The sequence below is a fragment of the Geomobilimonas luticola genome (assembly GCF_018476905.1).
Taxonomy (GTDB): domain Bacteria; phylum Desulfobacterota; class Desulfuromonadia; order Geobacterales; family Geobacteraceae; genus Geomobilimonas; species Geomobilimonas luticola.
On record NZ_JAHCVK010000001.1, the window covers coordinates 647,066 to 673,747 of the forward strand.

Genomic DNA, 26,682 nt, shown 5'->3' on the forward strand with positions numbered 1-26,682 from the left:
TAGTCAGTGACTTGCAGTCAGGTCGCCGGTAATCCGCCTTAGTTCGGAATTGGCAAGCCGATATTGCAGCGAAGCCTGCAACTCATCCATTTCTGCTTTTTTCAGCATGGCAACCACTTCAGCATGTTTTGCAGTCGTAACAGTTCCCGCCTTGATGCCGTTTTCACTCAGCCGGGCATTCTCACGGGACAGGGAAAGGGCCTCGCGGGCGACGTCCACCATCTGTTTCGAACGCTCCAGCTTCCGGTACACCTTGTCGATTTCGATGCCGATCCGTTTGTCAATCCGTGCCAGGTTCTCTTCTGCCTGCGCCTGTTGAGCGACCCTCTGTCCGATCTCCCCCTTGCGCTTCCCCCAGTCGAAGATGTTCCAGGTCAGCTCGGCCCCGAAGATGCCGATGTTATCCTTCAGAAACGGCGCTCCGTCCTGGTAGCCGTGCTTGGCAAAGAGTGTCACGTCGGGGATGTACTCGTACTTGGCCGCCTTCACCGCGTGGTGCGACTTTTCCAACGTTTGGCGAGCGGCTATAAGCTCGCTGTTTCTCGTTCTGGCCTCGTCATATGACTGGTCTTTTGCCAGTTCTGTCTGCTCCGGCAAACCTGCCTCGGTCACTTCCAGGATAGTGTCGCTCGGCAGACCCAACAGGTCATCGAGCTCCGAGGTTACGTCCGAGATGCGGTTTTCCGCTGCAATGAGCGCCTGCCTGGACTGGAGCTGATTGGCTCTGGCCGAGATGAGAACAACATCGAGCACATTTCCCGCCTTTACCGCCTCCCCGGCCTCGCGCAGGTTCTCCTGCGCGGCTGAAAGAGAGGCATGGGAGGCATCCCTCTCCTTGTACGCAACCAGCAGGGCGTAATAGAGCTGGTGCACCTCAAGAACCGTCTCGTTTGCCGACTTGGTCAACTCCGCTTCCGCAATGCCTCGATCGGCTCGGGCAATCTGATTGGCCTCATGAATCTTGAGAAGCTGCGTCGTCGGTTGGGCGAGAGTCGTTTCGCTATAGAGCATGGTGGAGTTGCCCTGCTTTAGTTTTACATCCTGGTTCGGGAAGGGGCTCCCTGAGACATTCCCCAGGCTGCCGGCGCCAATGGTGATCTCTTGTCTGTCCGAGAAGGCCATGAGCTTGGTGTTGTTGGAAAGCTGCGGGAAATATTGGGACCGTGCCGAGGCGATCTTCTGGTCGCTCTCCGTCACCTTGAAGCGGGCGATTTTGAGTCCTGAGTTATGCTGCAGAGCCAGTTCCACCGCCTGAGAGATGGTCAGGGACTGCTTCACCGGCTCCGCAGAGGCATCCCGTCCACCGGCGAGAAGCACACATGCCATGATCGCAATGGTGACGACTGCACCGTGCTTACCTGCCCCATCCTTGGCGGAGCGGGACTTGACCGCCACAAAAATGACCGGAACGACCAGAAGCGTGAAGAACATGGAGAAGAGGAGGCCGAAGGCGATAACGCTTGCCAGCGGAGCCCAAAGACTTGACCCGGAGATAATCATCGGCGTTACCCCCACGGCGGCAGCCATGGTGGTAAGGAAGATGGGGCGGAGACGCCGGGCCCCGGCGTCCCGTGCCGCCTGCTCCAGAGTTTCTCCCTCGGCGACCCGTTCATTGCAGTAGTCGACAAGGATGATGCCGTTTCGAACCACGATCCCGCACAGGCTGATGAGCCCCATGAACGCGGTGAAGCCGAAGGGGTTATGGGTGATGATGAGCCCGAAGATCGCCCCGAACAGGGTGAGCGGGATAGCGGCCATCACTATCAGCGGGTCGGAGATGTTCCTGAACTGCACCAAGAGGACCAGGAAGATCGCCACCAGGCTGGTGGCCAGGGCAACGAGCATCTGCGGGAATGTCTCTTCCTGATTGTTCTTTTCACCGCCATAGGTGATCCGGTATCCCGCCGGCAGCTCCAGAGCCTTGATCTTCGGCATTGCCTCCTCCAGTATTTTTGATGCGTAGTACCCAGGTTTGGCAAAAGCCCGGATCGTCAGGGTGCGTACGCCGTTTCTGCGGACGATCCTGCTGGTCTGCCACTCGGGCGACAACTGGGCAATAGCGCGCAGCGGCACCCGGGCACGGGTCAGGTCCGAGTTGAGGTAGGTGTTCCCGATGTCCGAGAAACTTGATCGCGAAGGCTGGTCCAGCCGCAGCTTGATGGTGACCGGGCGGTCCCCCTCCCAGAAGGTGCTGACCGCTGCACCGTCAAAGGCGCCGGCGAGAGTCTGGGACACCGATGCGTCCGTTATGCCGAGTCTGTTGGCCAGTTCGTCGTTCACTTTCACATCCACCATGTACGAGTCGTTGAAATAGTCCCGGAAGACGTAGTTGGCATAGGTCGTGTTCTCCAGAATCCCTTGAACCTTTTCTCCCAGCCCCTTCAGCTCATTGATATCGTCACCAGAGATGTGCACCTCGATGGGCGCCTCCATCTGCGCTCCCTGCTGAAGCTCCTTCACGATCACCATCGCTTCCGGCGCCACTTTTGCCAGCGCCGGGCGCAGTTCCTTCACCAGCCGCGAGGTGTCCTTTACCGATGCTGTGTTGACGATGAACTGGCCGTAGGCGCCATCGGGCTGTTGCGGATTCACGTTATAGTAGAATCGCGGGGCGCTTTGACCGACGAAGGTGGCATAGTGTTCTACCCCTTTGCTATCAGCCAATTTTTTCTCGATCCGGGTCATCACTGCGTCGGTGGTCTCGATGCGCGTTCCCTGCGGCATCCAGACATCGATCACGAACTGGTCGCGCTCGGCGGAAGGAAAGAACTGCTGCGGCACCAGCGTGAAGAGCACCACCCCGAAGGCGAACGCACATCCCCCGAGGGTGAAGGCGAGCCACTTCCGGTTCATGAAGATGCCGATCCAAATACCGTACTGCTCCTGGAGCCGATCGAGGAGGCTCTTCTTCTCCTTGCCGTGACTTTCCACGGCATCGTGGTCATGCAAACCCTTCTGGATGAAGGTTCTGCACAGAAGAGGGGTCAGCATGACCGCCACGATGAAGGAAACCGCCAGGGCGATCGCCACCGTGACCGGCAACGCCATGATGAACTCACCCACCGAGCCGGTCAGGATGAGGAGCGGCAGGAAGGAGGCGATGATGGTGATGGTAGCGGTGAGGACCGGCACGAAGACGTCACTGGCACATCGCCACGCCGCCTCCGCCTTAGGCACCTTGTGGTCCAGGAGTTCCACGTATTGGTCGGCAATCACGATGGCATCGTCCACCACGATACCGAGAACCACGATGAGCCCGGCGATAGAGACCTGGTGCAGGGCGACGCCCATCGAGTTCATCACACCGAGGGTGCCGCAAAGCGTCACCGGTATGGCAAGCGCCGCGATGAGGGCGACCCTCAGGGGGAGGAGGACTATGGTAACGATAACCACCGAAATGATGGCCAGCAGGAACTCATGGCTCAGATGCGAAATCCGCTCTTTGACGACCCCCGGCTGGTTGGCGACCAGGTCCAGTTGCACGTCAGGCGGGAGGAGCACTTTGAGGCGCTTGAAGACCGTATCCAACTGTTCGCCCAGTTCGACAATGTTCTTCCCCTTCTGCATCTCCACGGAGAGGAGCAGGCACGGGTCGCCATCATAGCGGACCATGAAGGTCGGGTCTTCATACCGGCGCTCCACGTTGGCGAAATCCTTGATGTAGGCAGGATGACCGTCCCTGGAAACGTCCACGAGCACGTTGCGGATTTCGTTTTCGGAATTGAAAATTCCGGTGGTTCTCATCGGGATCTTCGAAGTGTCGGCCTCAAAATTCCCCCCGCTTTGGATGGCGTTTCGCTGTCTGAGGGCGTTCACTATCTGGCCCGGGTTGGTCAGATACTGCGCCACCCGTTCCAGGCTGCTGGTAATCCAGACCTCTTCATTCTGGTTTCCGTAGGTTACGAGTTTTCCCACTTCACGGACGGTGCGCATCTCGTCATGAATCTTGTCCGCAAAATCTCTCAGTTCACGATATCCGTACCGTTTACCGCGGACCGAAATCAACATGGCGACGGTATCGCCGAAGTCGGAGTCGACCACCGGCCCCTTTACGCCGTCCGGGAGTTCCGTTGAGCGCACCACGTTCAATTCGTGGCGCAGCTTGGCCCAGAACTGGTCGGAGTTCTTGACGGTGTCCTCCAGTTCGACGTTGATGATGGCGACGCCGGGACGGCTCGTGGAATAGGTCTTTTCCTTCCGCACCTCGGGAAACTTGAAGATATGTTTCTCCAGGGTTTTGGTGACCTGCTTTTCCACCTGTTCGGAGGTCGCGCCGGGATAAAGGGCGGCCACCAGGCCGGTCCTGATGGTAATGCTTGGGTCTTCCGTCCGTTGCATCTTCAGAAAGGCATGAATGCCTATGGATACCACCATTGCCGTCAAGATGAGGGTGACGGCGGGATATTTGAGCGAAAACTTTATCGGTTTCATGTAATCTGTCCCTTTCGCGGTTTCCGGTCTATTTCCGGACCGGCTGTTCAGTTGCCGCTACGGCCTGACCGTTTTTCAGCTTCGTCTGGCCGGCCAGAACGATCAGTTCGTCACCGGAAAGTCCGCTCTTGACCGCGACGTTCTTGCCGACTACCGCGCCGACTTCCACGCGCTTGGCGTACACGCGCTTCTGGTCCGGATAGTAGACATATACCTGGGTCGCCCCCTGCGGATCGCGCACCACAACATCCCCGGGAAGTGTTACCATGGCAACCGTCCGGTCGCCGCGAATGCTCGCTTCCGCTATCATTCCGACCCGCAACTCACGCTCTGAATTGGCCACACTTATTCTGGTCATATAGGTTCGGGTGCTGGGGTCCGCTGAAACATTGATGACGCGCACCGTCCCCTGGAATGTCTTTCCCGGTAGAGCTGGGACACTGATATCAGCTTTCTGTCCGATTCTGACAAGATGCACGTCCGTCTCCGGCACGCCAACATTGATCTCCACCGGGTCCATCTGCACGATCTCGAAGACCGTCCGCCCCGCAGCAGCAGTATCGCCGGGCTCTATCGACCTTTTGGCGATGTAGCCGTCCATCGGTGCGCATAGCGTCGCATCGGAGAGCGCTTTCCTGGCAATGTCAAGGTGTGCGGCAGCCTGATTGAATGATGCCTTTGCCAGGGCCTTGTCTTCCTTCTGTCCCCCGATCTTTGCCTGCTCATAGTCCTGTTTTGCCCGGTCATATGCGGCCTTGTATTTTAGATAGTCATTCGGTGCCAGGCTCTTCGAGTCGTAGAGCATTTTCATGCGTCGATGCTCGTCTTCGGCTCGCTCATAGACTATGCGGGCCTGCTCCAGAAGTTCGGGTCTCGCGGAATTCATTGCCTTTTCCAGGGATGCTTGAGCAGTAGCCGCCTGCGCTGCAGCACCTTTTACAGAAAGGTTGAAGTCGGTGGGGTCGATCCGGGCCAGGACCTGCCCCTTTCTTACGTATGCCCCTTCGCGCGGCCCTACGAACACGACTTTACCGGAAACGAGAAATGACACGTTTGCCGGTGAATTTGGCGTGGCAACCGTTCCGCTCACCGATACTGTTTCACGTTCCTGAACGTGTTGAACTCTCCCAACTGCTACGGGAACGGCCTCGCCGTTCGACTCCTTTTTCTGCTGCTCACTTTTGCAGGCGGTCAGAGAGATGCCAATAATGAACACGGAAACAGTTACCAGAATGGATTTGAATGTGCCTTGCATGTGTTGACTCCTTGTATTGAACTCATCAATCTGCGTCTTCAGCTGATCTGCGGTGTTCGCCATTTCGCACGACGTTTATCTCTCTCAAAAGCGGTGGGCAAGTTCCAGCAGACTGTGCCGGGCCTTTTCGTGCTCCCCTCCGGAAACCCGTTCTAGATCGTCGCCCTCAAGGAGTAACGTTTCATGATCAGTAACCCCCAGATAGCTCAGCACCGAGCGCAGGTAGGCAACGCTCAGTTCTTGCTCCTGCAAGAAGTCGTGAGGCGAACATGCATGCAAATGCAGGGATTTTCTGCTTTGGCCGGGTAGCATGCTTTTCGCCGCCAGCGGCGTCATGCAGCTGGTAGGGTCGGGAATTCCGATCGCATCTATGTACATCTTGAATTCGGCCGGGAACCACAGGTTAAGGCTACACGTGACGAAAACGTACTTATCGCACCTGCGAAACTGATCGGCGAGACGAAAAAGGCGGGCGATCTTGTTCCGCTCTCCATCCGAAACGAAGCTGTAATCCTCGCCGCGTTCGATCCGCCACCAGACGTTGAGCACGTCCAGATCTATGCGCTGAATGCTGTCGCGGTACAGGTCAAGGATTTGCACCTCGTCCTGCGGATTCCTGCGCAGGTATTCCTCCAGGAATTCATTACCCAACGAAAGGGTACGGGATCTATCCTGAGGTCTGACATTGCAGGTGACATAGAGCAGGTTGGCCATGAAGTTCTCCTTCGTATTGATATTGTCCTCCTAATAGCGGCAACCGTGCCAAACCGTTATATCATTTGATTACAGGCGGTTACGCAGTCACAATCTACATGTCTTCGATATTTCATGTTTTGCATTGCGAAATATCAAGGAAATCTGGTACTCTGTGATATATCGTGGATTTTGATGGGAGGTCTATAAACAGATGGGAAAAAATACGGAAGACAAGCGAACTACCCACGTGGTGAGCGGCAAGGGTATGACCGGTCGCGACGAATTCACCAGGGAGATAACCCTCAGAATCTGCGGCAGCCTGGAAATAAAAGAATCGTTGCGCAGTGCCTTCGAGTATCTGAAGGAACAATTCCGCCTCGAAGCCTTGGTCCTCTTCGTCATAGACGAGCGACTGGGGGCGGTCCGGCGAATTGATCATGCCTCTGAAAACGTCGCTCTCCCTCCCCAACTCATCCCGCTGCCGGAAGGGATGCTGCAGAAAATCGCCGCCCGGAATTATTCAGAGCCATTTATCGTGGACATTGAAAAGGATGAGATTCTTGGTGCGCTCGCACCAGTACTGAAAATCGAAGGGAACACACACTTGATCGTTCCTTTGCGCATCAGGGGAGAGCTGATCGGGGGGCTGACGTTACAGGCATCGGGAGAGGGACGCTACGGTGAAGAACTTCTTGAGCTCGCCGGGTGCCTTGCGGAGCCGTTTGCGATTGCCCTTGCCAACACCCTCGCTCACGAGGAGGTACTCCGCTACCAGGCCATCCTATTGGACGACAAGCGCTTCCTGAACCGGGAGTTGTACGGTGACGCCGCGGACGGGATCATCGGCGGCAATACGGGGCTGCGCAATGTAATGGAGATGGTGCGCCAGGTGGCACCGCTCAACAGCACCGTGCTCATCCTTGGCGAGACCGGGACCGGCAAGGAGATGATCGCCAACGCGATTCACTTCTCCTCGCCGCGCAAGAATGGACCTTTCATCACGGTGAATTGCGGCGCGTTGCCGGAAAACCTGATCGACAGCGAGCTCTTCGGGCATGAGAGAGGGGCATTTACCGGGGCGGTGGCCGAGAGCCGGGGGCGTTTCGAGCGGGCCGACGGCGGGACCATCTTTCTGGATGAAATCGGCGAACTCCCGCTAAACGCACAGGTGCGGCTGCTACGGGTGCTGCAAAACCGCGAAGTGGAGAGAGTTGGCGGGAAGCGCCCGATCCCCGTCGATATACGGGTGATCGCGGCAACGCACCGTAATCTGCAAAGCATGGTGGCGGAGGGAAACTTCCGCGAGGACCTCTGGTACCGGTTGAGCGGCTTTCCCATCATGGTGCCGCCGGTGCGGCAGCGGAAAGAGGACGTGCCGGCCCTTACCCGCTACTTTGTGGCGGTCAGGAGCAGGGACCTCGGCATCGGGGTGCCCCCGTCAATCGCGCCGGGTGCACTGCAGCGGCTCATGGAATACGACTGGCCCGGCAACGTCCGAGAGCTGGAGAACCTGGTCGAGCGTGAACTCATCCTGCATCGTGGCGGGGCGTTGACCTTCAGCACGATTCTGCCGAGCTCGGAACAAAAGGACATGTCGCTCGTCGCCGGCAATAACCGCTCACTTTATCCACTCAACTTGGACGAGGCAAACGCTGTGCATATCACCGAGGTCCTTAAACTGGCCAAGGGGAAGATCGATGGACCAGGAGGTGCAGCAGAGTTGCTGGGGATCAACCCAAGCACACTGCGTTCGCGCCTGGACAAGCTCGGCATTCTTTACCGGCGTAATCGTAATGTTGCGGGTTAAATTGCTAATCTAGGACATCAGGTTATGCAACAATCTAGGCGTCAGCATTCGATGAATGAGATAGTAATTTTTATACTGTCGCCCCCGTTCTACGGAACATATACTCTGCTCGTGGGTGATTTTTCTTGATGGGACAGAAATCCGAAGTTGTATGCGAAAAAGTTCCTGATTTCGTCTGCCAGGGGGAGCCAAACAAGTCAACGGTAGATTTCTTCAATGAAATCGGCTGTTTTGTTTTTTAATGTTGTGGAGCTGCTCCCGCCAAGCCAAGAATAATCATAATTAAATACAACATTGCTGTGACGAAACGGCTCTTTGCCATCGGCCTCACGGAGCCGCAGTCAGCAGGAGCACCCCATCTGTTCGACCGGAGCGCCGTGGTCAGGGTCAGGAAAGTCCTGGGCCTGAAACGGGTCTCGGCCTCAATTCCGATGTCATGGCCCTGGTGGTGGAGCTGCTGGACCGCATTGACGAGTTGGAACGGAGATTCAATGGGTGACACAGGTAAGGTCGTGGTGTAGAGTGTCGGAAGCAAAATCCCCCATTATGGAAGGAACCGCATGCCTCAGACAATCGATGACCTTATACGACGGATCAGGGAGCTGCAGGAAGAGCTCGAAGTCGAGTTCAAGAAGAAACGGGACGAATTCGAGTTCATCATTGAGAAAAAGCGGGTCCGGTTTGCCGAGGAGGTCGCGAGACAGCAGCGCCGGCTGAAAATCGGCTGGTTCAGGTACCTGGTCAGAGCAAAACCGTTAAACGTATTGACCGCTCCGATCATCTACGCAGGGTTCATTCCCTTCATCCTGCTGGATCTGTTTCTCTGGTTTTATCAGTCGATCTGCTTTCCAGTCTATGGCATTCCCAAGGCGAAGCGATCTGAGTACCTGATCTTCGACCGTGAGGATCTACCGTATCTAAATGTCATCGAAAAGTTCAACTGCTTCTACTGCTCCTACGGCAACGGCCTCATGGCCTACGGCCGGGAGATCGCGGCCCGTACGGAACAATACTGGTGTCCGATCAAGCACGCCCGCCGGATCAAGGCTGCCCATGACCATTATCCGCGCTTCTTCGAATATGGCGATGCTGAGAGCTGGCAGAAAGGGCTGGAACGGCTGCGACGACAGTATCCAAAAGAACAGCAACCTGCAGCCGACGTAAAGTGACATGGCTATGGCAAGCTACATCGTTGCCTGCCCGCCCTGTGGTACCGGCAACCGCATCCCGGCGGACAAAGAGGGGCTCGCGGACGCTGCGGCTCTTGCGGGAGCGCAACCGCTCGATGCGTGCTCGATCTGACATGAGAAAAAATGTTGACAACCCCCCATGGAAATGTAAAATTCACGAAAATTATTTGAGAATCGATAGACGATAATACTTAACCATTCGCAAGAATGGGGCGGAAAGCCTAAGGGTCTTACTGAGACAGCCGGGTTGCCGAAATATCATGGGATATTCGGTCCCGGCTTTTTTGTTGCCCGAAAAATGCGATACCAGACAAAGCTGTCTGCGAACACGTTCCACGGCGGCAGGAAGTGCGCCTTTAAAGCGCGCCACTGTATGCCGGCATGTGAACAGTCGGTGGTATACGATAATACTCAACCATCCGCGAGGGTGGGGCGGAAAGCCTACAGGGTCTCACTGAGACAGCCGGGTTGCCGAAATGTCACCATACCTTCGGTCCCGGCTTTTTTTTATCAATCGAGGCTCTTGCAAAAAGATAAAAACTGCAGAATCTGTAACCCCCCTGCTTCGCTCCGCTCGCTTCCCCCCTTAGATAAGGGGGGATTGAAGGGGGTTATGATGCGCATACACCGGATCAACCAGATACTTTTGCAAGAAGCTCAATCATCATCGAGAAAGGTCCCCATGTACCGAACCGCAGACCTGCCACTCCTGGCCAATTGGCGCTGTTTTGCAGCTCTCTGTACAGCGCTTGTCGCTCTCAATGGATGTGCCGCCATGAGAACTGTCCAGGAGCCAGGCCATCCTGAAAGCGAGATCAAACGAAACACGTTTCCGGTTGCACGGGGAGAAGACGTAGTCGGCCGGCTGGCAGTCATCAGGCTTGAAGAGGGGGATACGTTGCCGGATATTGCGCGGCATTTCGGCCTGGGGGTCAATGCGATCAGCGCCGCCAATCCGGGTGTGGATCTCTGGGTGCCCGAGGCCGGAAAACGCGTCACGCTGCCCCTGAGGTATATCCTGCCGGACGCGCCCCGGAAAGGGATCGTGATCAATCAGGCCACCATGAGGCTCTTTCAGTTCAAAGGGGATGGCCCGTCCTTGGTGGTCTCGACCTATCCGGTCGGTGTCGGAACCGAAGAGCGGCCTACCCCCATGGGGCAGACGCGGGTGGCGCGCAAGGCAGCCCGGCCGACCTGGCATGTGCCCGCTTCAATTGCCGAGGACCATCGGAAAAAAGGGGATATCCTGCCGGCAAAAGTTCCGCCGGGGCCTGAGAACCCCTTGGGGGAGTATGCGCTCTATTTGAGCAAAACGGGCTATCTGATCCATGGCACCAATAAACCGGCCAGCATCGGTCTCAGGGCAACCAACGGCTGCATGAGGCTCTATCCGGAAAACATCGAGATGCTCTACCGGGACACCCCGGTCAATACCCCGGTACTCATTGTCAACCAGCCCTATCTCATAGGGCAACGGGATGGAGTGCTGTACCTGGAAGCCCATACCCCGTTTGAAGGCTCGGGCACTGGCGAGCTGGAGAAGATATATGCCAAATTGAGAAGCATTGAAAAGCAGTCGGCCCACACGCTTGACTGGAAAAAAGTTCAGGAGGTGCAGGCCGAGGCCCGGGGGATTCCCGTCCCCATCTTCGAGATGGGGCAAGGAGGTTCCCAGGAGGATGTGAAACCCCTGAACGTCGAACATCCGGACGCGCTCTACGGCAGACCGGCTCTACCGGAACTGAAACTGGAGGCATGGTATGTCCTGGCCGCGGATGTGCGTGAAGAGATCGATGCCCGGCGGCTTGCCGCCATCATCAACCACCAGGGGCCGCCAATACCGGCGAGGGTGCTGTCGAAGAGCAGCGGTTACCGTGTTGTCGCCGGCCCTTTCAATGATGTCTCTGCGGCCAGAGAAGCGGCCAGACGCCTGAAAATCGATCTGGACATAGACGGTATCGTGATAGAACCGGTTAAGCAGATAGAGAATCGAAAGGAGGTGATGGGAGTCGAGGCGAAGTCTTTTGGCAATCACCACAATAAACCGAACAAAAAGGAGGAGTTAATATGAAGACACGTCTATTGGTGATCTCGGTGATGCTTGTTCTTGGTGCTGGACTGACGGGTTGTGCGACATCCGGTGATCTCGAGAAAGTGCAGGCGCAGCAAAACCTGATCAATGCGAAAGCCGAGCAGGCATTGCAGGATGCGCAAGCTGCCAAGGCGGCAGCCGATGCGGCCAAGTTAAAGGCAGATGAAACATCGGTCCGTGCCGAAAATGCCGAGAAAGCGGCAGCGGAACGGGAACGGATCGCAGAAGAAAAGGCGCAACGGGCTGATGCAGCTTTCCAGAAATCCATGAGGAAGTAGCCGTTTTTAAGGAACATGCTGACTACTCGACATCGTTTCTTCCCCCACCCACCCCTCTCCCGCTGGGGGAGGGTAAAGATTTCTCCCCCCGGAGGGGGGAGTTAGAGGGGGGAATGTCGAGTAGTCAGATTCCGCCTTAGTTAACGGGCTGTTAACGTTACCGGCATTCCATGTCTTTCAGGACATTCAAACAAATGACTTCAGGTTAGCGGGTTTGTCACATATGGCTAAACAACAGATCAGGATGGGTGAGCTCTTTTGCCGTTTCTTTGTCGGCATCGTACTGGTACCAATGCTCGTATCCGGATGCGGTCACTTCAATGGAGGCTCTCAGGCCAGGGCAACCTTCAAGGAAGCGAATGACCTGTTCACTCAGGGAAACTACAACGCCTCTCTGGACAAATATGAGCAGATCGTTGCGAAATATCCCGCGAGGGGAGACCGGGTGCTCTTCGAGATGGGTATTATTTATGCGTATCCGAAGAATGAGCACAAAGATTATCAGAAAGCGCTGGGGTGTTTTCAGAAACTGATACAGGATTATCCCGAGAGCGGGTACCGGCAGGAGAGCGAGATGATGGTATTCACCATCAATAATGTCGCTCTCAAGGACAGGACGATTGCCACGCAGCAGGCACAGATCGAGACTCTCCGGCAAGAGCTTGAAAGCAGGGGGAATGAAGTCACTGCGCTGCAAAAAACGATTGAAACGCTTGAACAGGAGATCAGGAACAAAGAGACCGAGAAGTTGAAACTGTTTGCAAGCCGGAAGGGAACAGCAGACAAGATCCTGGTGGAAAAACAGGCACGCCGATTGACGTTGATGTCAAAGGGTGAGGTGCTCAAAACCTACAGGATAGCCCTGGGGGGAAACCCTGTCGGCCCGAAGGAAAGGCAGGGGGACAACAAAACCCCGGAGGGAATCTACAGCATCGATGCAAGGAACAAGGACAGTCGTTATCACCTGTCCCTTCATGTTTCCTACCCGAACGAGAGAGACAGGAAGCGGGCAAGAGAGCTGGGCGTTTCTCCGGGCGGTGACATCATGATCCACGGCATCAAGAATGGTTTTTCGTGGGTTGGTGATGCTCACGCAGGGGTCGACTGGACGCAAGGGTGCATTGCCGTAACCGACGAAGAAATAGAGGAAATCGGCACGTTGGCGCCAAATGGCACGACGGTTGAGATACGGCCTTAGAAGGACATGACGCACCGTGCTCTGGCCGCAAATCCCGCCACCGGAATTCAATTGTTTTTAGGGGGACAGGCGAAAGCTTGTCCTTTTTTCTTTTCCGAATCCACTTCCGTGCGTAAGTCCTTCGCGTCTCCAGCCCTCTCGATCAGAATGTTTATTTCTATGCAATTTATTGTATTTTTGCAGTGTCTACAGGTGTGGAAGCTGTGGCCTCTGTGTTGCCATGTATATTATATAACTATAAATAGTCTAGCTTGAAGTAGTGGTAGCATGACCCGCTTCTTTTGCTTGTCGACGGCACCGTTTCGTCTCGTTGGTTTTAGCTACGACTCGCTGATATATTATTGCTCAGAGATTGTTGCATTGGCACCTTACTTGCTCTTAATCACAGATGTATGAATAATGTAATACCTTGTATGTGGACCAGTACAGGCGGTTTTTAAGACTGTTTGAAAGAATTCATAATAATGTTAGGTGGTTGGCGGGATTGTGTGATGTTCGCTTCCCCTAAACCAAGATGAGTCACTTGACGGCACATTTTCGTTTATGTGCGGTGATTTGGCGCCGTTTTTTTTTTGCGCCATATGGCTATTGTTTAGAGAAAACAGCAACTTACAAAAGGTGTGATGTCCAGCTTTAATGAGACATGGACGACGTGCGGAGAATCGGTATGGCCGGAAACAGTTTCAATCCTTTCATCATAACGGGTGAAAACACCTCCATCATCGAGGATATCTACCTGCTGGCGGCCCTGATTACCTTCGACCCTCGCATCACGTATTCCCTTCGTTACGACAAGGTGTCCGGTCGGGTTGCGTACGAGGTGCACGGCAGGGTATCGGAGCCGATGCGCAGGTATTATGCCGGCGAGGTCGCTTCGCTGAAAACCTTCATCGGTCACGTCAAGGCGCTCCGCTCCGCGGCATTCGCGCTGAAGAATTCCGTGAAGGGTGAAGGTGCGAAAAATATTGTGAATGTAGATATCAGGTAGTCGGGATTTTCTTACGATTGAAAAATTTCAGAGTGCTGAGGATGTCATGGGCAAAACACTGAAAAGAAAACTGCGTGGCATGAATCTGGCTGCAAAAATCGGTCTTGTGGTTGGGATGACCCTGCTGACGACGTTATTCATGTATGGTAAGTGGGTAGATGCCCTCAACCAGAGCCCCAACTCCAGCTTCGAAACCGCAGGAGCAACGGCTGACTTGGCCCAGAACTGGACCGAGGGGGGCACGAGCTCGGCGGGAGGCACCAAGACCTTCCAGAGAAATACCACCGCTGGCACGGGGGCTAATGGCAGTTACTGGTATTATGGCCAGTGGAACGGTACTGCTAACAATCAGGCAACCAATATCACCCTTACCTCGGCAAATATCACAACCCCTGCCTATGCTACGAACGCAATTCTGAGAGGAAGTTACAAGAGGGATTATAAAGCAGCGGTTGACAGTTCCAGCATCGCTCTGGAGTTGTGGCAGGGGGCTGCGTTGGTCAGCGGTTCCACCACTACACTCTACACCATCTCCAATCCGGGAACCGGTGTTACTGACGCTGCCTGGCAGGGGCCGGTTGACACAGCCACCTCCTTCCCCCTTGCGGCGAGCACTGCATACAACGTTCTGGTGCGCTGGCAGTGTCAAACCGACAATACGGAATGGGGGGGTGGCGCGGTAGATGCGGTTTATCTCAACATCTCTCCCGGCAATCTGGCCGCAACTGCCAACGCGACAACGCCGAAAAATGCGGACCTGACCTGGCTCAACCAGAACCCCTCCACCGGTTCTCCCGCTCTGCATGCTACTACACCCTACAAGATTTATCGCGACACTACGAGCAATCCGGGAACGCGCACTTTTCTCGCCAATACAACCACTCTGTCTTATTCTGATACGGCTACGACAGGGAACACAACCTATTACTATGCTGTAACAAATCTCGATACCAATTCCTTCGAATCCCCCTATTCGCCCGAGGTGGCACTACTTACCAAGCCGGACGTCCCCGGTACCCCGTCATACACCTCCGTTGCAGATACCAGCCTGACAGTCAACTGGACTGCGCCGACCGGCGGGGCAGCTACCTACGATGTCTACCGGGCGCCCGACAATGCCGGAGCACCCGGTGCGTTTGCCCTGGTAGGTGCCGATGTTGCTGCGCTCAGCTACGGGGACAGCGGCCTCGCTCCAACCACAAAATACTGGTACCGTGTCGTTGCCAAGAATGTCTCTGGCTCAGGTCCGAACTCCGCCGACAACAGCGTAACCACTGCAACGCCCGTAAATAATTTCACCACGCCCGGGGTTGCAACTGCTTCCGCTGCCAGCACGACAACGATTAGCGTAAGTATGCCTTACGGCGATGACCAGAATGCAAGCAACACTTACACTGTTGACTACAAGCTGTCTTCCTCGGGCAGTTGGTCCAATTGGGTGACAAATGCTTCCCACTCGGCAAGCCCCTACAGCACTACTGTCACTTCCTTAACTCCAGGAGAGAGCTACGATGTCAGAATGACCTATAATGACGCCGATGGTTTCTCCGGCGCCAATCCTCAGATACAGACGGTTAACGGCATCCTCTTGCCTGGCGGAGGCGTGAACGGCACCACGGCCGGCACGGCAACGGCTGTTCAGGCCAGTTCGACATCCATCAGTGTCACCATGCCGTACACCGATGACATTAATGGAAACAACACATACCTTGTGGAGTACCAACAGGGGGCGGGCCCCTTTATTGTCTGGCCTCCCAATCCCCAGGGTCATACCGCCAGTCCCTTTACCACGACCATCACCGGCCTGACCGTCGGCCAGACCTATACCGTCCGCGTCACCTATCAGGATGCGGAGGGGATCGTCGGCGGAACCGCGGTTCAGACTCTCGCGCCGGTCACTCTCGTCTCCTGGACCGACAGCAACCTTGTTCACAACAGCAATCGTTTCCCCGGCACCACCAAGTGGGGCGGGAGCTGGGGTATCCCGGGCGGGCAGTACGGCGCATTCGACTGCAAGACCTGCCATATAGCCGGTTCGTCCAACATCAAGCGGGTACGGACCTCCGTCACCGCTCCATCGGGGAGTTTCCCCGGCGGTGCCGTCGTCTTCAACTCCATGACCTCGTTCGGCAACGATACCGGCGGGCATACCGCTTCACTCCATATCTGCGAGGCCTGCCACAGCCAGAACAAGTACCACAACTTCGACACCACCAATAATACCGGCGGCCTGGCCCACGAGAACAACAGCGACTGTACCACCTGCCATCCCCATAATGCCGGTTTCCGGGCGGGCTGCGATGTCTGCCACGGCAATCCACCGACGACGGCCGACAATGACGGGAGCACCGCTACCGGGCTTGCCTGGAAACCTGCTGCCACCGGCGCGACGAGCCCCGGCGCCCACAACATGCACGCCATCGCCAGGGGGATGAAGTGCGTCACCTGCCACAACGGCAACACCATGCCGACGGTGAGCAACACCATCCAGATGGGCTTCGCCATGGACAAAACCAACGTCCCCGGATTCAGTGGCACCAAGGTCGGCGGCAGCTATGACGGCTTCGTCCCCGCCGCTCCCTACAGTTTCGTTTCCGGTGACGGCGGGACCACGACGGTCACCCAGGCGGGGAGCAACAGCTGTTCGAACCTGTACTGCCATGGCGGCTGGACCGGGAGCAACGGGAGCATAACCACCCCGTCCTGGACCGGCGGAGCGACCCAGGCCGCCTGCGGCACCTGCCATGGCACGACCGCTGCGACTGCACCGACCGCCGGCAGCCACGGCCGCCATGCGGCAAACGGCGCCGGCCAGCTCGCCCTGTTGTGCAGCAGTTGCCATGGAACCGATCCGGCAAACAACAATCACGTGAACGGCAGGATATACTGGAACCTGGCGACCGGCGACAACCGCTTCGGTGCCAGCGCCACGTACAAAACCTTTGCCAACTCCTCGACGGCGGCACTCGCTCCCTACGGCAGCTGTACCGTCTACTGCCACAGCTCGGTCCAGAACGCCACCGGCTCGGCGGTGGCCTCACCGACCACGTCGGCCGTCTGGGGGACGGCGGCACCCCTGAGCTGCGATACCTCCAACTGCCACGGCAATCCACCCGCCGGGGGTAAACACAGCATCCATGCCGCCTACTCCTATGCCTGTGCCACCTGCCATTCCGGCGCCGGCAACGAGACCGCCAAGCATGCCGACTACAAGATCGACGTTGCATTCAGCGGTCTCGGCACTGGCGGAAGCTATACCCAGTCCGCCATCAACCCCCCGGGGAACGGCTTCGGCAGTTGCAGCACGATTTATTGCCACAGTTCGGGCCAGTCGGCCGACGGTCTCAGCGCCACGCCGGTCTACGCCGGTACGAATCCGGCCTGGGGCGGGACCGCAGCCTGCGGGAGCTGCCATGCAACGACGACGATGACGACCGGCAGCCATACCCAGCACCTGGCGCTTGACACCAACTGCGGCAACTGCCACACCGGCGCGAGCGCAGCAGCATACAGCGACGCGGCCCACGTCAACCAGCTGATCGACGTTGCCGGCAGCTACACCTTGGGGGGAACCCCCGGCAACGGGTACGGCACCTGTTCCACCGCCATCTGCCACGGCACAAACTCACCTGTCTGGGGTGCCAACACTACGAATGCCACCTGCACCAAGTGTCACGGCAAGCCGACAACCGTTGCCAACTACAGCACCGCCAGGGCCTGGCAGGCAGCACCCGGCTACGGGACGACGGGCAAGGATGTGGCCGGTCAGACCGGCACCTTCACCAACGGTGTTTCCAACGATCCCCAGGTCGGTGCCCACGATGCCCACCTCCGTACCTTCAACGGCTATAGCGACCGGCAGGTACTCTGTACCGACTGCCATGCGATACCGGCCAGCGGCACGCATGCCAACGGGGCTACCGACTTTGCCTGGAGCGATCTATCCAAGAACATCGGCACGACCGGCTCGGTCAGCAGCCGCGGCGCACTGGTGCCGACATACGTCACCGGCACCTGTTCCACCAACTACTGCCATGGTGGCAAACTGGCTGGCGGTTCCGACACGACACCGGGCTGGACCGAAACGGGCTACCTGACCGCCTATGCCAAGAACGCTACTAACTGCGGCAAGTGCCACGGCGCGCCGCCGACCGCAGCCCCCTCGACATTCGCCCATACGGGCATTGCGATCGCCGACGATTGTGCTGGCTGCCACAATCATAACGGTAGCGGTCCCACCCATATCGATGGTACCCTGTACGGTGCCGGCAACTGCGATTCCTGCCATGACTATGACACGGTCGGTGCTACCTATGCTGCCGGTAGATGGACCGGTGGCACCTGGGGCAAGAATTACCTGGACGGTACGGTACACGAAGGGTGGGGCGCCCACGCCAAGCACATCAACTACATCAAGACGCGGCTTAGCATAGCCACGGCGCTCGATCCGGCCGGGCAGACATACGGCTTGGCCGGGACAAACCCGGAAAAGGTATGCGGTACCTGTCATTCCAATGATACGGGGAACCACTCCATGGGCGGCAGCACGGTACGCTCGATCAATTTCGGTGACGGAACCTTCAAGATGGGTGGAGCGGCTGCCGGTACCAGCCTGCTGTTCGGTACGACATTCCCGGCACAGAACCCGCTCTACAACGGTGTGAGTGGTACTCTTTCGTCCACGACAGCCAAGACATGTTCGAACCTCAGTTGTCACTATTTCACCACACCATCCTGGTAGCCGCGTAAATCAGGGGAGGAATATAGTAATGGGAAAATTCATTCAAACCAGACCGGTGCTGACCCTTGCGCTGCTTGTCTCTATATCCATGGGCCAGGGGCTGTTCCGGCCGGTTGAATCACTTGCTTCGGGAACCATCACCACCTGCAGCGGCTGCCACGAAAATCCACCGGTTGACGGGACGGCACGCAATACTCCCGCGGGCCGCTTCCAGGGCTCCCACACTACCCATACGGGTACGGCGGCAGGTCAGTACGGGTTTCTCTGCACCAGGTGCCATGCCAATAACGGTACCAACTACGCCCATGCCGACGGGATCATCCAGATCAACAGCCCGCTCAACGGCGAGGGGGCCGGCAGGGTCTACAGCCGCACCAATCCTCCGGCAGCCAACACCTTTACCCCGGGAACCTGCTCCACCTATTGCCACAGCGACGGCAAGGCAACCCCAACTACCTACGCCACACCGACCTGGGGAACGGCGGCATCGGGCAATTGCGGTACCTGCCACCGGGTGCAGAACACCCTGGCGAACATGCAGGCCGCAGGGTCTCCCTCGGCCCTGTCATCTGCCCACTACGAGCATCTGGCAACCGACCGCTACGGCCTGAACGCCGCCTACAACTGCGGCGCCTGCCATGCCGAAACCGCCAGCGACAATACGACCCTTATCGTCGCCGGTGCCGGCTCGAAGCACGTAAACAGCGCCCGGGACTGGAAGTTCGGCACCTTTGCCGGGCTCAACCAGAGCGGCGGCACCTACACCACGAGCTGCTCCTCCACCTACTGCCACAGCAAGGGGCGCTCCACCACCGCTCCTTTCACCGCTCCGATGACGAGCATTACGTGGGCATCGGGCTACAACTCCGCCACCTGCGTAACCTGCCATGGGGGGAACGACACGACGGCCAACGTCACCGCAAACGGCCCCTTCGACAGCCATGTCGACCACATCGCCACCGACCAGTACAACTTTAAGTGCGATGAATGCCACGCGGAAACCGTGGCCAACGACAGCAGCACGACCATCAACGCCACTACTGGCTATACCAAACATGTCAACGGCGCCAAGGACTACAAGTTCTCCGCCACCATCAAAGCAACGGCTATCAGCCAGGCGACGGGAACATACACAACCGGCACCTGTGCCAATCTTTACTGCCATTCCATGGGAACCCGGAGAACTGCTGATCCCACAACCTATCCCTACACCGGTGCCGGCATCGCGCCGGTAACGGCACCAGGGTGGACCGCTACCCTCGCCTGCAACGGCTGCCATGGCGACAGCGGCAGTACGACGGGTCGTCCTTCCTATACCAACGGTACTCCCAAGGCCAACAGCCACGTGGCACATGGCTCGCTCACCTGCGAGAAGTGCCATTACACCACCACTGCCACCGGCACCACCATCGCTGCCACCGGGTTCGCCAGCCATGTTGACACGACCTACGACGTGAACAACCAGGCAGGGACCATTACCTATACGGCCGGCACAGTCGCGGCAACTGGCATACCCGCCGGCGGGACCTGTGCCGGTACCTTCGGCTGCCACGGGGGCGCTACCTGGGGGGGAGCTTCCATGTCGTGCGTCTCCTGCCATAACGCCCCCCTCGGCAACCGGCGGCAGGTCACCGCGACCGGCACCGCCCCCGACGGAACGGGAGGGACGACCGGCGGCGACTTTATCCGGGCCTCCCGCCATGTAAGCAACGGCACTACCACTCAGATCGTCAAACAGTGGGACTGTATCGTCTGCCACCTGGAGGGAGATACGGCTACCGGCAAGACGAGCGGTCAGCACGCCGGAACCCCCAACAGCAACGCCGACGTCAACCTGCGCAATGTGGACAACTACACCACCGGCTGGATATGGAACCGGCTGACCATCGGTGGCCTGTCGGCGGCCAACCAACAAATCATGCGCAATGATATGGACCGTTTTTGCGTAAGCTGCCACGATTCCGACACCTCCTCGAACAACACCGTGGTCCTGCTGACCAATGCCGCCGGCAGCAACACCACCAACTGGAACTTCACCGGTGTGACCAACTACTATGCCGTCTCAGACAACGATGCGGATACCACCTATGACCGAACGACTACGGCTGCTGCCACTATGACGGTAAACATGGACGACCTCTCCAAGTGGAAGGGGATGACGTGGAACATCACGTCGGTGACCGTCAAGGCCCTGGTCCGTTCCGAAGCCACCACGGCAACCGCCAAACTCGCACTCAAGTCGGGGGCGACCACATACAAGTCGGCGTCTGCTGTGGCAATCAATACAACGTACGCCACCATTTCAAATACATGGGCTACAAACCCCAACGGTAACGTGGCTTGGACCGTTGACGCCATCAACGCACTGGAGGCAGGGGTGGAAGCTACAACCATTTCCACGGCCACCCGCGTCACCCAGGTCTGGATTGAACTGGACGTCACCAACACCAACCGTGACATCGGCGCAGGAAGCAACAAGCTCACGTGGGGACCGAATAAGGGTGGCGCATCCACCATCGCCGTGAACGCCACCAACAACGGCATGCTTACCTCTACACCGGGGACCAAGGTTGCTCGGGCCATGACTCCGTTCAATACCTCCGACACCCAGCAGAATGCCAAAGAGGCCTCGGTTGCCCTCAAGACCTACCGCAACGGTCGAGGGGTAACCGACGTACGGGGCGCCTTTAACTACCAGGGTTTGCGCGGCAAGAGCTGGGCCAGTCATCACAATCTGAGCATCTTCCAGAAGCGCTACTCGTCGGCTGGTACGTACATCGGCAGCGGTGGATGGAACGCCATTAATACCAAGGATGGTCAGGCCTTGCAGACTGCCCAGGAGACCACCAGCCTCCACTGTTCCGACTGTCACCTGAACGAGGTCAATGCCCACGGCTCGCAGAACAGCTTCTATATGCTGCAGAACTCCAGCGGGAACGATGCGGCGTTTACAAATATCGCCTCTACCAGTACCACTGACAACTGTGCCCGCTGCCATGCGGCTGCGGCCTATAATGCGGCCTCCACATCCGGCCATTCCAACGCCCATAACGACGCCTGCTCGTCCGGATGGTTGGCTACCAAGGGGATAGCCTCCATGGGGAGCACCACCAACGTCGTGTTTGCCGAGACGGGCACCACCGAGCTGTTCTGTGTCGGCTGTCATGGCGGCTACCAGCTGGGTGGCATCCACGGCGTGAACAACTTCTACAATCCTTACAAGCAGGCGGGCTGGAAATCACGCACCTACCGGTTCATGGGAACCGGCGGTTCCATGCGCTGGTATTCACCGATCTCCAATAACCTCCCGGCTACGGCCGATCCGGACGTGGAATGGGAGCAGATGGACCAGAGCATTGGCTGCTATACCATCTCAAGCACGGATGCTGTCACCTTTGGTGCCTGCGACCATCATAATGCCGGACGTTCGACAACCACCAAGGCCCCCAACAATGCCCGGCCACTGACCTATTGATACCGGCAAGGTATCTGCCCACAACGGGGCATGCTTCGGCATGCTCCGTTTTTTTCTGGAAGAACGTCAGGATGTCAGCTATGGTACGGACCATGAAACTACGACATCACATGAGATGGGCGATAGCATATGCCTGTATTGGCACGCTGCTGTTTCTGCTGCAGGCGGCACCTGCCTTTTGCTCCGGGCGGTTTGAAGGGCGTCTGCTGAGTTACGCCCAAGGATTCCTGTTGATCCGCGACGGCAACACGGACCGGGTTGTGCGGGCTCTCCAGGGTACGTCACTGAAGAACTTCACGGAACTTTCCGATTTGCGCGACGGGGACCTCATTACGGTTTCATTTGAGTCCACCAGTCAGGGGGTGGTCCCGGCTGTATCGCTGGAACGTGTGCTTGAAAGGGAGGCAGCGGGAATCCCTGCCGTTACGAGTCGCGAACTCTTCGAATTCATGGACCACCGGGTTCCCTACATGCTTATCGATCTGCGGGAACGGAATAAGTTCACCGTTTCGCACATTCCCACGGCGGTTTGGGTGGCGGATGGGGGAACTCCGTTGACCCTGACGAACGGTGCCGGGGAGATGCCGATCATCCTGTATGGGGCAGATTTGCGCGATGACCGTGTGGCACGGGTAGCTGCAAAGTTCATGCAGGGAGGGAACAGAGGGGTCAAGGTGCTGTCCGGGGGGCTGGAGCGCTGGCAGTACGACGGTTATCCCGTGGCAACGACCATGGAAAACCTCAAGCGCATGGAGCAGCGTAAAGAGCCGGTGGTATTCATCGACTGCCGCCCCCCGGCTGTGGCAGGGGAGGGGTCAATACCGGGGGCAATGAACGTGCCGCCGGGGAAGTTGAGTGGTGATCTGCTTGTTCGGGGCGATGGGGGATACCCCCTTGTCTTCTTCGGAAGCGATATGGATGACGGTTCCTCCTGGTTCCAGGCCATGATTGCCTCCATGATCGGTTACACACGGCGCTTCGACGCACCGGTCATGATCCTCGAAGGGGGACTCGCGGCGTGGCGCGCGGCAGGCAAGCGTGTGCAGCGGGGGGAGTTGTCCCGCTCCCTTGAAGCAATGCCGCGCCCCCCGGCCCCCGCTGCTGTCGCTCCCGGCGAGTTCAGGGAGGAATGGGGCAGGCGGGACAGTGGCATCCTCCTGTTGGATGTGCGCAATCACGACGAACTGCCGGCGAGGATGCCTTCCCGTGTTGCGATTATGCCTCTCAGCCAGCTTCCGGAGCGGCTTCACGATCTCCCCAATGACAAACAGATTTTCGTCTATTGCAAGACCGGGCGACGGGCCAGAATTGCCTGGCACATCCTCACGGCGAACGGATTTCAGGCCAGGTACTACAACCATCCCGTAACCAACCGGCAGGATGGTTCCCTTGAATAGCGCCAACCCCAAGCCCATTCTCTGTCTGCTCATATCAGTGATGCTCTTCAGCTTCCTCGGCATGGCAATCGACCGACCGCTTTTCCCCTTTATCGTGAGAGGAGAACGGTCCGAGCGGGTGGAGATTACCGAAGCCATCAACCTGTACAACAAGATCCTCACGGACATCTACGTTTCCGACGGCGTTCCCAAACTGCTCAACGAATTGCCGGCAACGAAGCAGGTGAGGCATGGCTTGTTCCGGGACATTGGCCACTTGCAGGCCCTTGACAGAATACTGATTTGCGACAACGCCTCAATGGCGGTTGCGCATATCGACTGGCGCTCTCCCCGCTCGGTCGATGTGGTGGTCTACGAGGAATGGAACTATGCGTACCGGCGGCGCGGGGATCGCGCATTGACAGCTCCCGTCAAGGGGCTGGGTATAGGTATCCGGTACCACTTGGTACGGACCCGGAACCGCTGGATCGTGAGCGGCTGGGAACCTTATGATGTCAGGCCCGCAAATGCGAAGGAGTTCAAGTACTGAGCATGGACCGATTTTATCGTTTTTTCAGCCCATTGCTGATCGCCTGCCTTGCGTTCCCCATGGTACTCTGGGCAGGACTGGTCGTACTTGTCCGCAGGCAGCAGATAACCGTTGCCTTCGACAGCACTACCTGCAGGATTTTTGGTATCCTGCTGGCAGCAGTCCTTCTGATGAGGGTGATCGGCTTATTCTGGCAACGCTCGTTTCCCCTGGCACTGGTTACGGCAGGAACTCTTGTTTTTCTGGTACAGGGGGGGGTGAACTACGGTTTCCGCTATACCGCCACTGCCGCCTTGGGCGAAGAGGAGTACCTCTCCTCTTTCCATAAGGTCAGTGCAGGGCCTTGGGCGCAACGTCCGACCTTCCAGCTGATGGCGCGCGGGATCAAGGCGTATCCGGGGAAGGTGTCACTGTTGTTGGATGGCTATGAACATACGGTTGAACCGAACACGCCGTTACATTGGCATGGATTGACGTTTAAGCTCGAGCGGGTTGATCAGGCTCCGCTCATGGTTTTGCGAAACGGTCGCGACAAGGTGATGGATGGTGCTTATATCAAGCTTCTGACCGACAGCCCTGATACCAGCTACTTCCAGTTTGCTGAGTTACCTCACCGGTTTTATGCCACGTGGGAAGGTGATTCCCACATAACGTGGCGTCAGGAGTCGGGAGAATGGGTGCAAAAAGAGATGCCGACTGCCGGAGGAGCCCGGGCTCACGATAAACTCCGTCTTGCCGTCGTGCGGGGCAAACTGCCGATTGCGGAATCCACTCTTATCAAGGATGGTCGGTTGTCCTTTGAGGGGTACTCCCTTGCCTTTGAAAATACTGCGCCGTGGGTTCTTATTACCATCAGCAGGCACCTGCCGTTATGGGGGCTGTATGCGGGTCTGATATTCTGGGGGGCTGGAGGGTACTTGCTGGTCAGGAGCCGTCGGTCATGAACTTTTTGAAAAGGTTTCGTAGATTCGGCTTGATATGGGTCATGATCTGGTTGATCGGGGGACTCGGAAGCGTCAGCCTCTTAGGGCTATGGGTTCCGCAGCGAAGTGTCGTCCCACCCGGGGTCTACCGGGAATGGCAGATGTCGTCCCCCATGCTGGTTGCCTTTCTTGAATCGCTCGGTCTGACGGAAATTTATGCATCTCCCTTTACCCTTACAATCTGGGGGACATTTTTTCTCTATCTGGCATTGGTGGCTTGGTGGCGCTGGCCTGCTGTAAGAGACAGCATTCATCCCTCTTCCGATAACTATGCGGACCCGGAATCGGTAAACCATTACCCACACAAGACCAGTCTCATGCTAAGGGGACCATCGTCCCAAGAGCGGATTACTGCTGCACTGGCACAGCAGGGATACACAGTCTGCCCCGCTGCACAAGGCTTCTATGCGATTAAGAACCGTTTCGCTCCGGCGGCAAGCCTTATGTTCTACCTGAGCATCTTCCTCCTCCTGTTGGGAGTAGTGCTTACTGTCTACGCCCGTTTTACCGGCATCGTCGAGTTAGCGGAAGGGGAAGTGTTCAAAGGAGAGATTGCACAGTATGTCTCCCGGTCAGTCCCACCCAAGATCGGCGAGCTTCCGCAAAGCGCATTCCTCGTCGAACAAATCTTACCGACAATTGCCGGGCAGATTGCAACGGATGTTGCCGTTACGCTCCAGGATGATTTCGGCAAACATCACACACTGCGTACCAACCAGCCGTATGTTGCGGCTGACGGCACATCTTTCATGTATAGCGATTTTGGGGTGGCCCCGCTGATGGTCATCTATGACCCGACTGGCCGCGAGGTGGATGGTGCCTATGTGAAGTTGAAGGTGCTGCAGGGGAAACAGGACCATTTCTCCCTAGCGGGTTACCAGTTCGACGTGACGTTTTTCCCGGACCATGTCGTGAAGGAAGGGAAGGACAGTTCTATAAGTCAGGAATTCCACAATCCGGTTTTCAGGATACAGGTGTTCCGTTACAATCGACAGGTGGCCAACGGGCTCGTCCGTCCCGGGGGCGTTCTTCCCTTTGATAGTCACCTGTTGGTCATGCAAGAGATGCCCCTATGGGTCACCCTGTCTGTGGTCAAGGGGAGGGGAATGCCATTTCTCTATGCCGGTTTTGCCATAGCCATTGTGGCACTTACCTTCCGACTGCTCTGCTACCGGCGTGAGGTGGTGGGAAAACTCGTTTCGGAGGCTGAGGGACAACGGTTGTTCCTGGCGGGGCGTGCCGAATTCTTTCGAGTGCTTGCCGAGAAGGAATTTCAGCTGCGCTTGTTCCCAACGTTGTTGGCTAAGCTGGAAGAGCAGGAGCATGAACCATGAACGCCCCGAGACCTTCCATGGCTGTGAAATTATCGCCGAGATTGTAGAGCAGGGGTCGCAGATGCAGATCTCCCCGGAGTTCGATGATGAACAACTATCTGTTCGCATTGGAAACCGGATAAGGAAAAGGGCACGGCGTGAAACGTCGTGCCCTTTTCATATCATGCCTCACAACCGGGAGCACCAGCGTGCAGTTTTGCCGGAGCATTGGTAAAAAACGCTATACGAACATAACAGCTCCGTATATACAGCTGTAATATCGCCGGCTATGGGTGTCTGGCATTTACT

The 26,682-nt window shown here is 57.2% G+C and carries 16 protein-coding genes and 2 riboswitches; of the genes, 13 read left to right on the forward strand and 3 right to left on the reverse strand.

What is annotated here, in order from left to right; translation table 11 throughout:
• Nucleotides 1-3: 3 nt before the first annotated feature.
• The 3 genes from KI810_RS03105 to KI810_RS03115 form a co-directional block, all read right to left on the reverse strand.
• On the reverse strand, nt 4-4,431 hold the full coding sequence (locus KI810_RS03105; RefSeq protein WP_214174004.1) for an efflux RND transporter permease subunit: 4,428 nt from the start codon (nt 4,429-4,431) through the stop codon (nt 4-6).
• Nucleotides 4,432-4,459: 28 nt separating this feature from the next.
• The gene (locus KI810_RS03110; protein WP_214174005.1) at nt 4,460-5,686 is read right to left on the reverse strand and encodes an efflux RND transporter periplasmic adaptor subunit; all 1,227 of its coding nucleotides are present in this window, start codon (nt 5,684-5,686) and stop codon (nt 4,460-4,462) included.
• Between the two features lie 84 nt (nt 5,687-5,770).
• Complete coding sequence (locus KI810_RS03115) at nt 5,771-6,400, reverse strand: NAD(P)H-dependent oxidoreductase (protein ID WP_214174006.1); 630 nt, start codon at nt 6,398-6,400, stop codon at nt 5,771-5,773.
• A gap of 193 nt (nt 6,401-6,593) precedes the next feature.
• Between KI810_RS03115 and KI810_RS03120 the strand changes: the two genes are divergently transcribed.
• The 13 genes from KI810_RS03120 (at nt 6,594) to KI810_RS03180 (ending at nt 26,608) form a co-directional block, all read left to right on the forward strand.
• Entirely contained in the window at nt 6,594-8,189 is a 1,596-nt protein-coding gene (locus KI810_RS03120) for a sigma 54-interacting transcriptional regulator (protein ID WP_246525124.1), read from the forward strand.
• A gap of 560 nt (nt 8,190-8,749) precedes the next feature.
• Nucleotides 8,750-9,358, forward strand: coding sequence for a hypothetical protein (locus KI810_RS03125; protein ID WP_214174007.1), 609 nt, complete (start codon nt 8,750-8,752; stop codon nt 9,356-9,358).
• Between the two features lie 200 nt (nt 9,359-9,558).
• Nucleotides 9,559-9,634, forward strand: a riboswitch (cyclic di-GMP riboswitch).
• 144 nt (nt 9,635-9,778) lie between these two features.
• Nucleotides 9,779-9,855: riboswitch (cyclic di-GMP riboswitch) on the forward strand.
• A 206-nt stretch (nt 9,856-10,061) separates the two neighbouring features.
• Nucleotides 10,062-11,450, forward strand: a complete 1,389-nt coding sequence (locus KI810_RS03130; RefSeq protein WP_214174008.1) for a L,D-transpeptidase family protein — start codon at nt 10,062-10,064, stop codon at nt 11,448-11,450.
• Nucleotides 11,447-11,749 carry an Lpp/OprI family alanine-zipper lipoprotein gene (locus tag KI810_RS03135; protein ID WP_214174009.1) on the forward strand — a complete coding sequence of 101 codons (303 nt, stop codon included), beginning with the start codon at nt 11,447-11,449 and terminating at the stop codon, nt 11,747-11,749. Before KI810_RS03130 ends, KI810_RS03135 begins: the two co-directional genes overlap by 4 nt.
• A 223-nt stretch (nt 11,750-11,972) precedes the next feature.
• On the forward strand, nt 11,973-12,947 hold the full coding sequence (locus KI810_RS03140) for a L,D-transpeptidase family protein (protein ID WP_246525125.1): 975 nt from the start codon (nt 11,973-11,975) through the stop codon (nt 12,945-12,947).
• Nucleotides 12,948-13,614: 667 nt separating this feature from the next.
• Complete coding sequence (locus KI810_RS03145) at nt 13,615-13,935, forward strand: hypothetical protein (RefSeq protein ID WP_214174010.1); 321 nt, start codon at nt 13,615-13,617, stop codon at nt 13,933-13,935.
• Between the two features lie 46 nt (nt 13,936-13,981).
• Nucleotides 13,982-18,676 (forward strand): CxxxxCH/CxxCH domain c-type cytochrome, encoded by a 4,695-nt coding sequence (locus tag KI810_RS03150; RefSeq protein WP_214174011.1) that lies wholly within the window; start codon nt 13,982-13,984, stop codon nt 18,674-18,676.
• 28 nt (nt 18,677-18,704) lie between these two features.
• Entirely contained in the window at nt 18,705-22,151 is a 3,447-nt protein-coding gene (locus KI810_RS03155; protein ID WP_214174012.1) for a CxxxxCH/CxxCH domain c-type cytochrome, read from the forward strand.
• 110 nt (nt 22,152-22,261) lie between these two features.
• Nucleotides 22,262-23,548, forward strand: coding sequence for a rhodanese-like domain-containing protein (locus tag KI810_RS03160; protein WP_214174013.1), 1,287 nt, complete (start codon nt 22,262-22,264; stop codon nt 23,546-23,548).
• A complete protein-coding gene (locus tag KI810_RS03165) occupies nt 23,541-24,077 on the forward strand; it encodes a hypothetical protein (protein WP_214174014.1) in 537 nt (178 codons plus the stop codon). The genes KI810_RS03160 and KI810_RS03165 overlap by 8 nt, the downstream gene beginning before the upstream one ends.
• A 2-nt stretch (nt 24,078-24,079) precedes the next feature.
• Nucleotides 24,080-25,021, forward strand: coding sequence for a hypothetical protein (locus KI810_RS03170; RefSeq protein ID WP_214174015.1), 942 nt, complete (start codon nt 24,080-24,082; stop codon nt 25,019-25,021).
• A gap of 41 nt (nt 25,022-25,062) precedes the next feature.
• Entirely contained in the window at nt 25,063-26,394 is a 1,332-nt protein-coding gene (locus tag KI810_RS03175; RefSeq protein WP_214174016.1) for a cytochrome c biogenesis ResB family protein, read from the forward strand.
• The gene (locus tag KI810_RS03180) at nt 26,384-26,608 is read left to right on the forward strand and encodes a hypothetical protein (RefSeq protein WP_214174017.1); all 225 of its coding nucleotides are present in this window, start codon (nt 26,384-26,386) and stop codon (nt 26,606-26,608) included. Before KI810_RS03175 ends, KI810_RS03180 begins: the two co-directional genes overlap by 11 nt.
• Nucleotides 26,609-26,682: the final 74 nt, after the last annotated feature.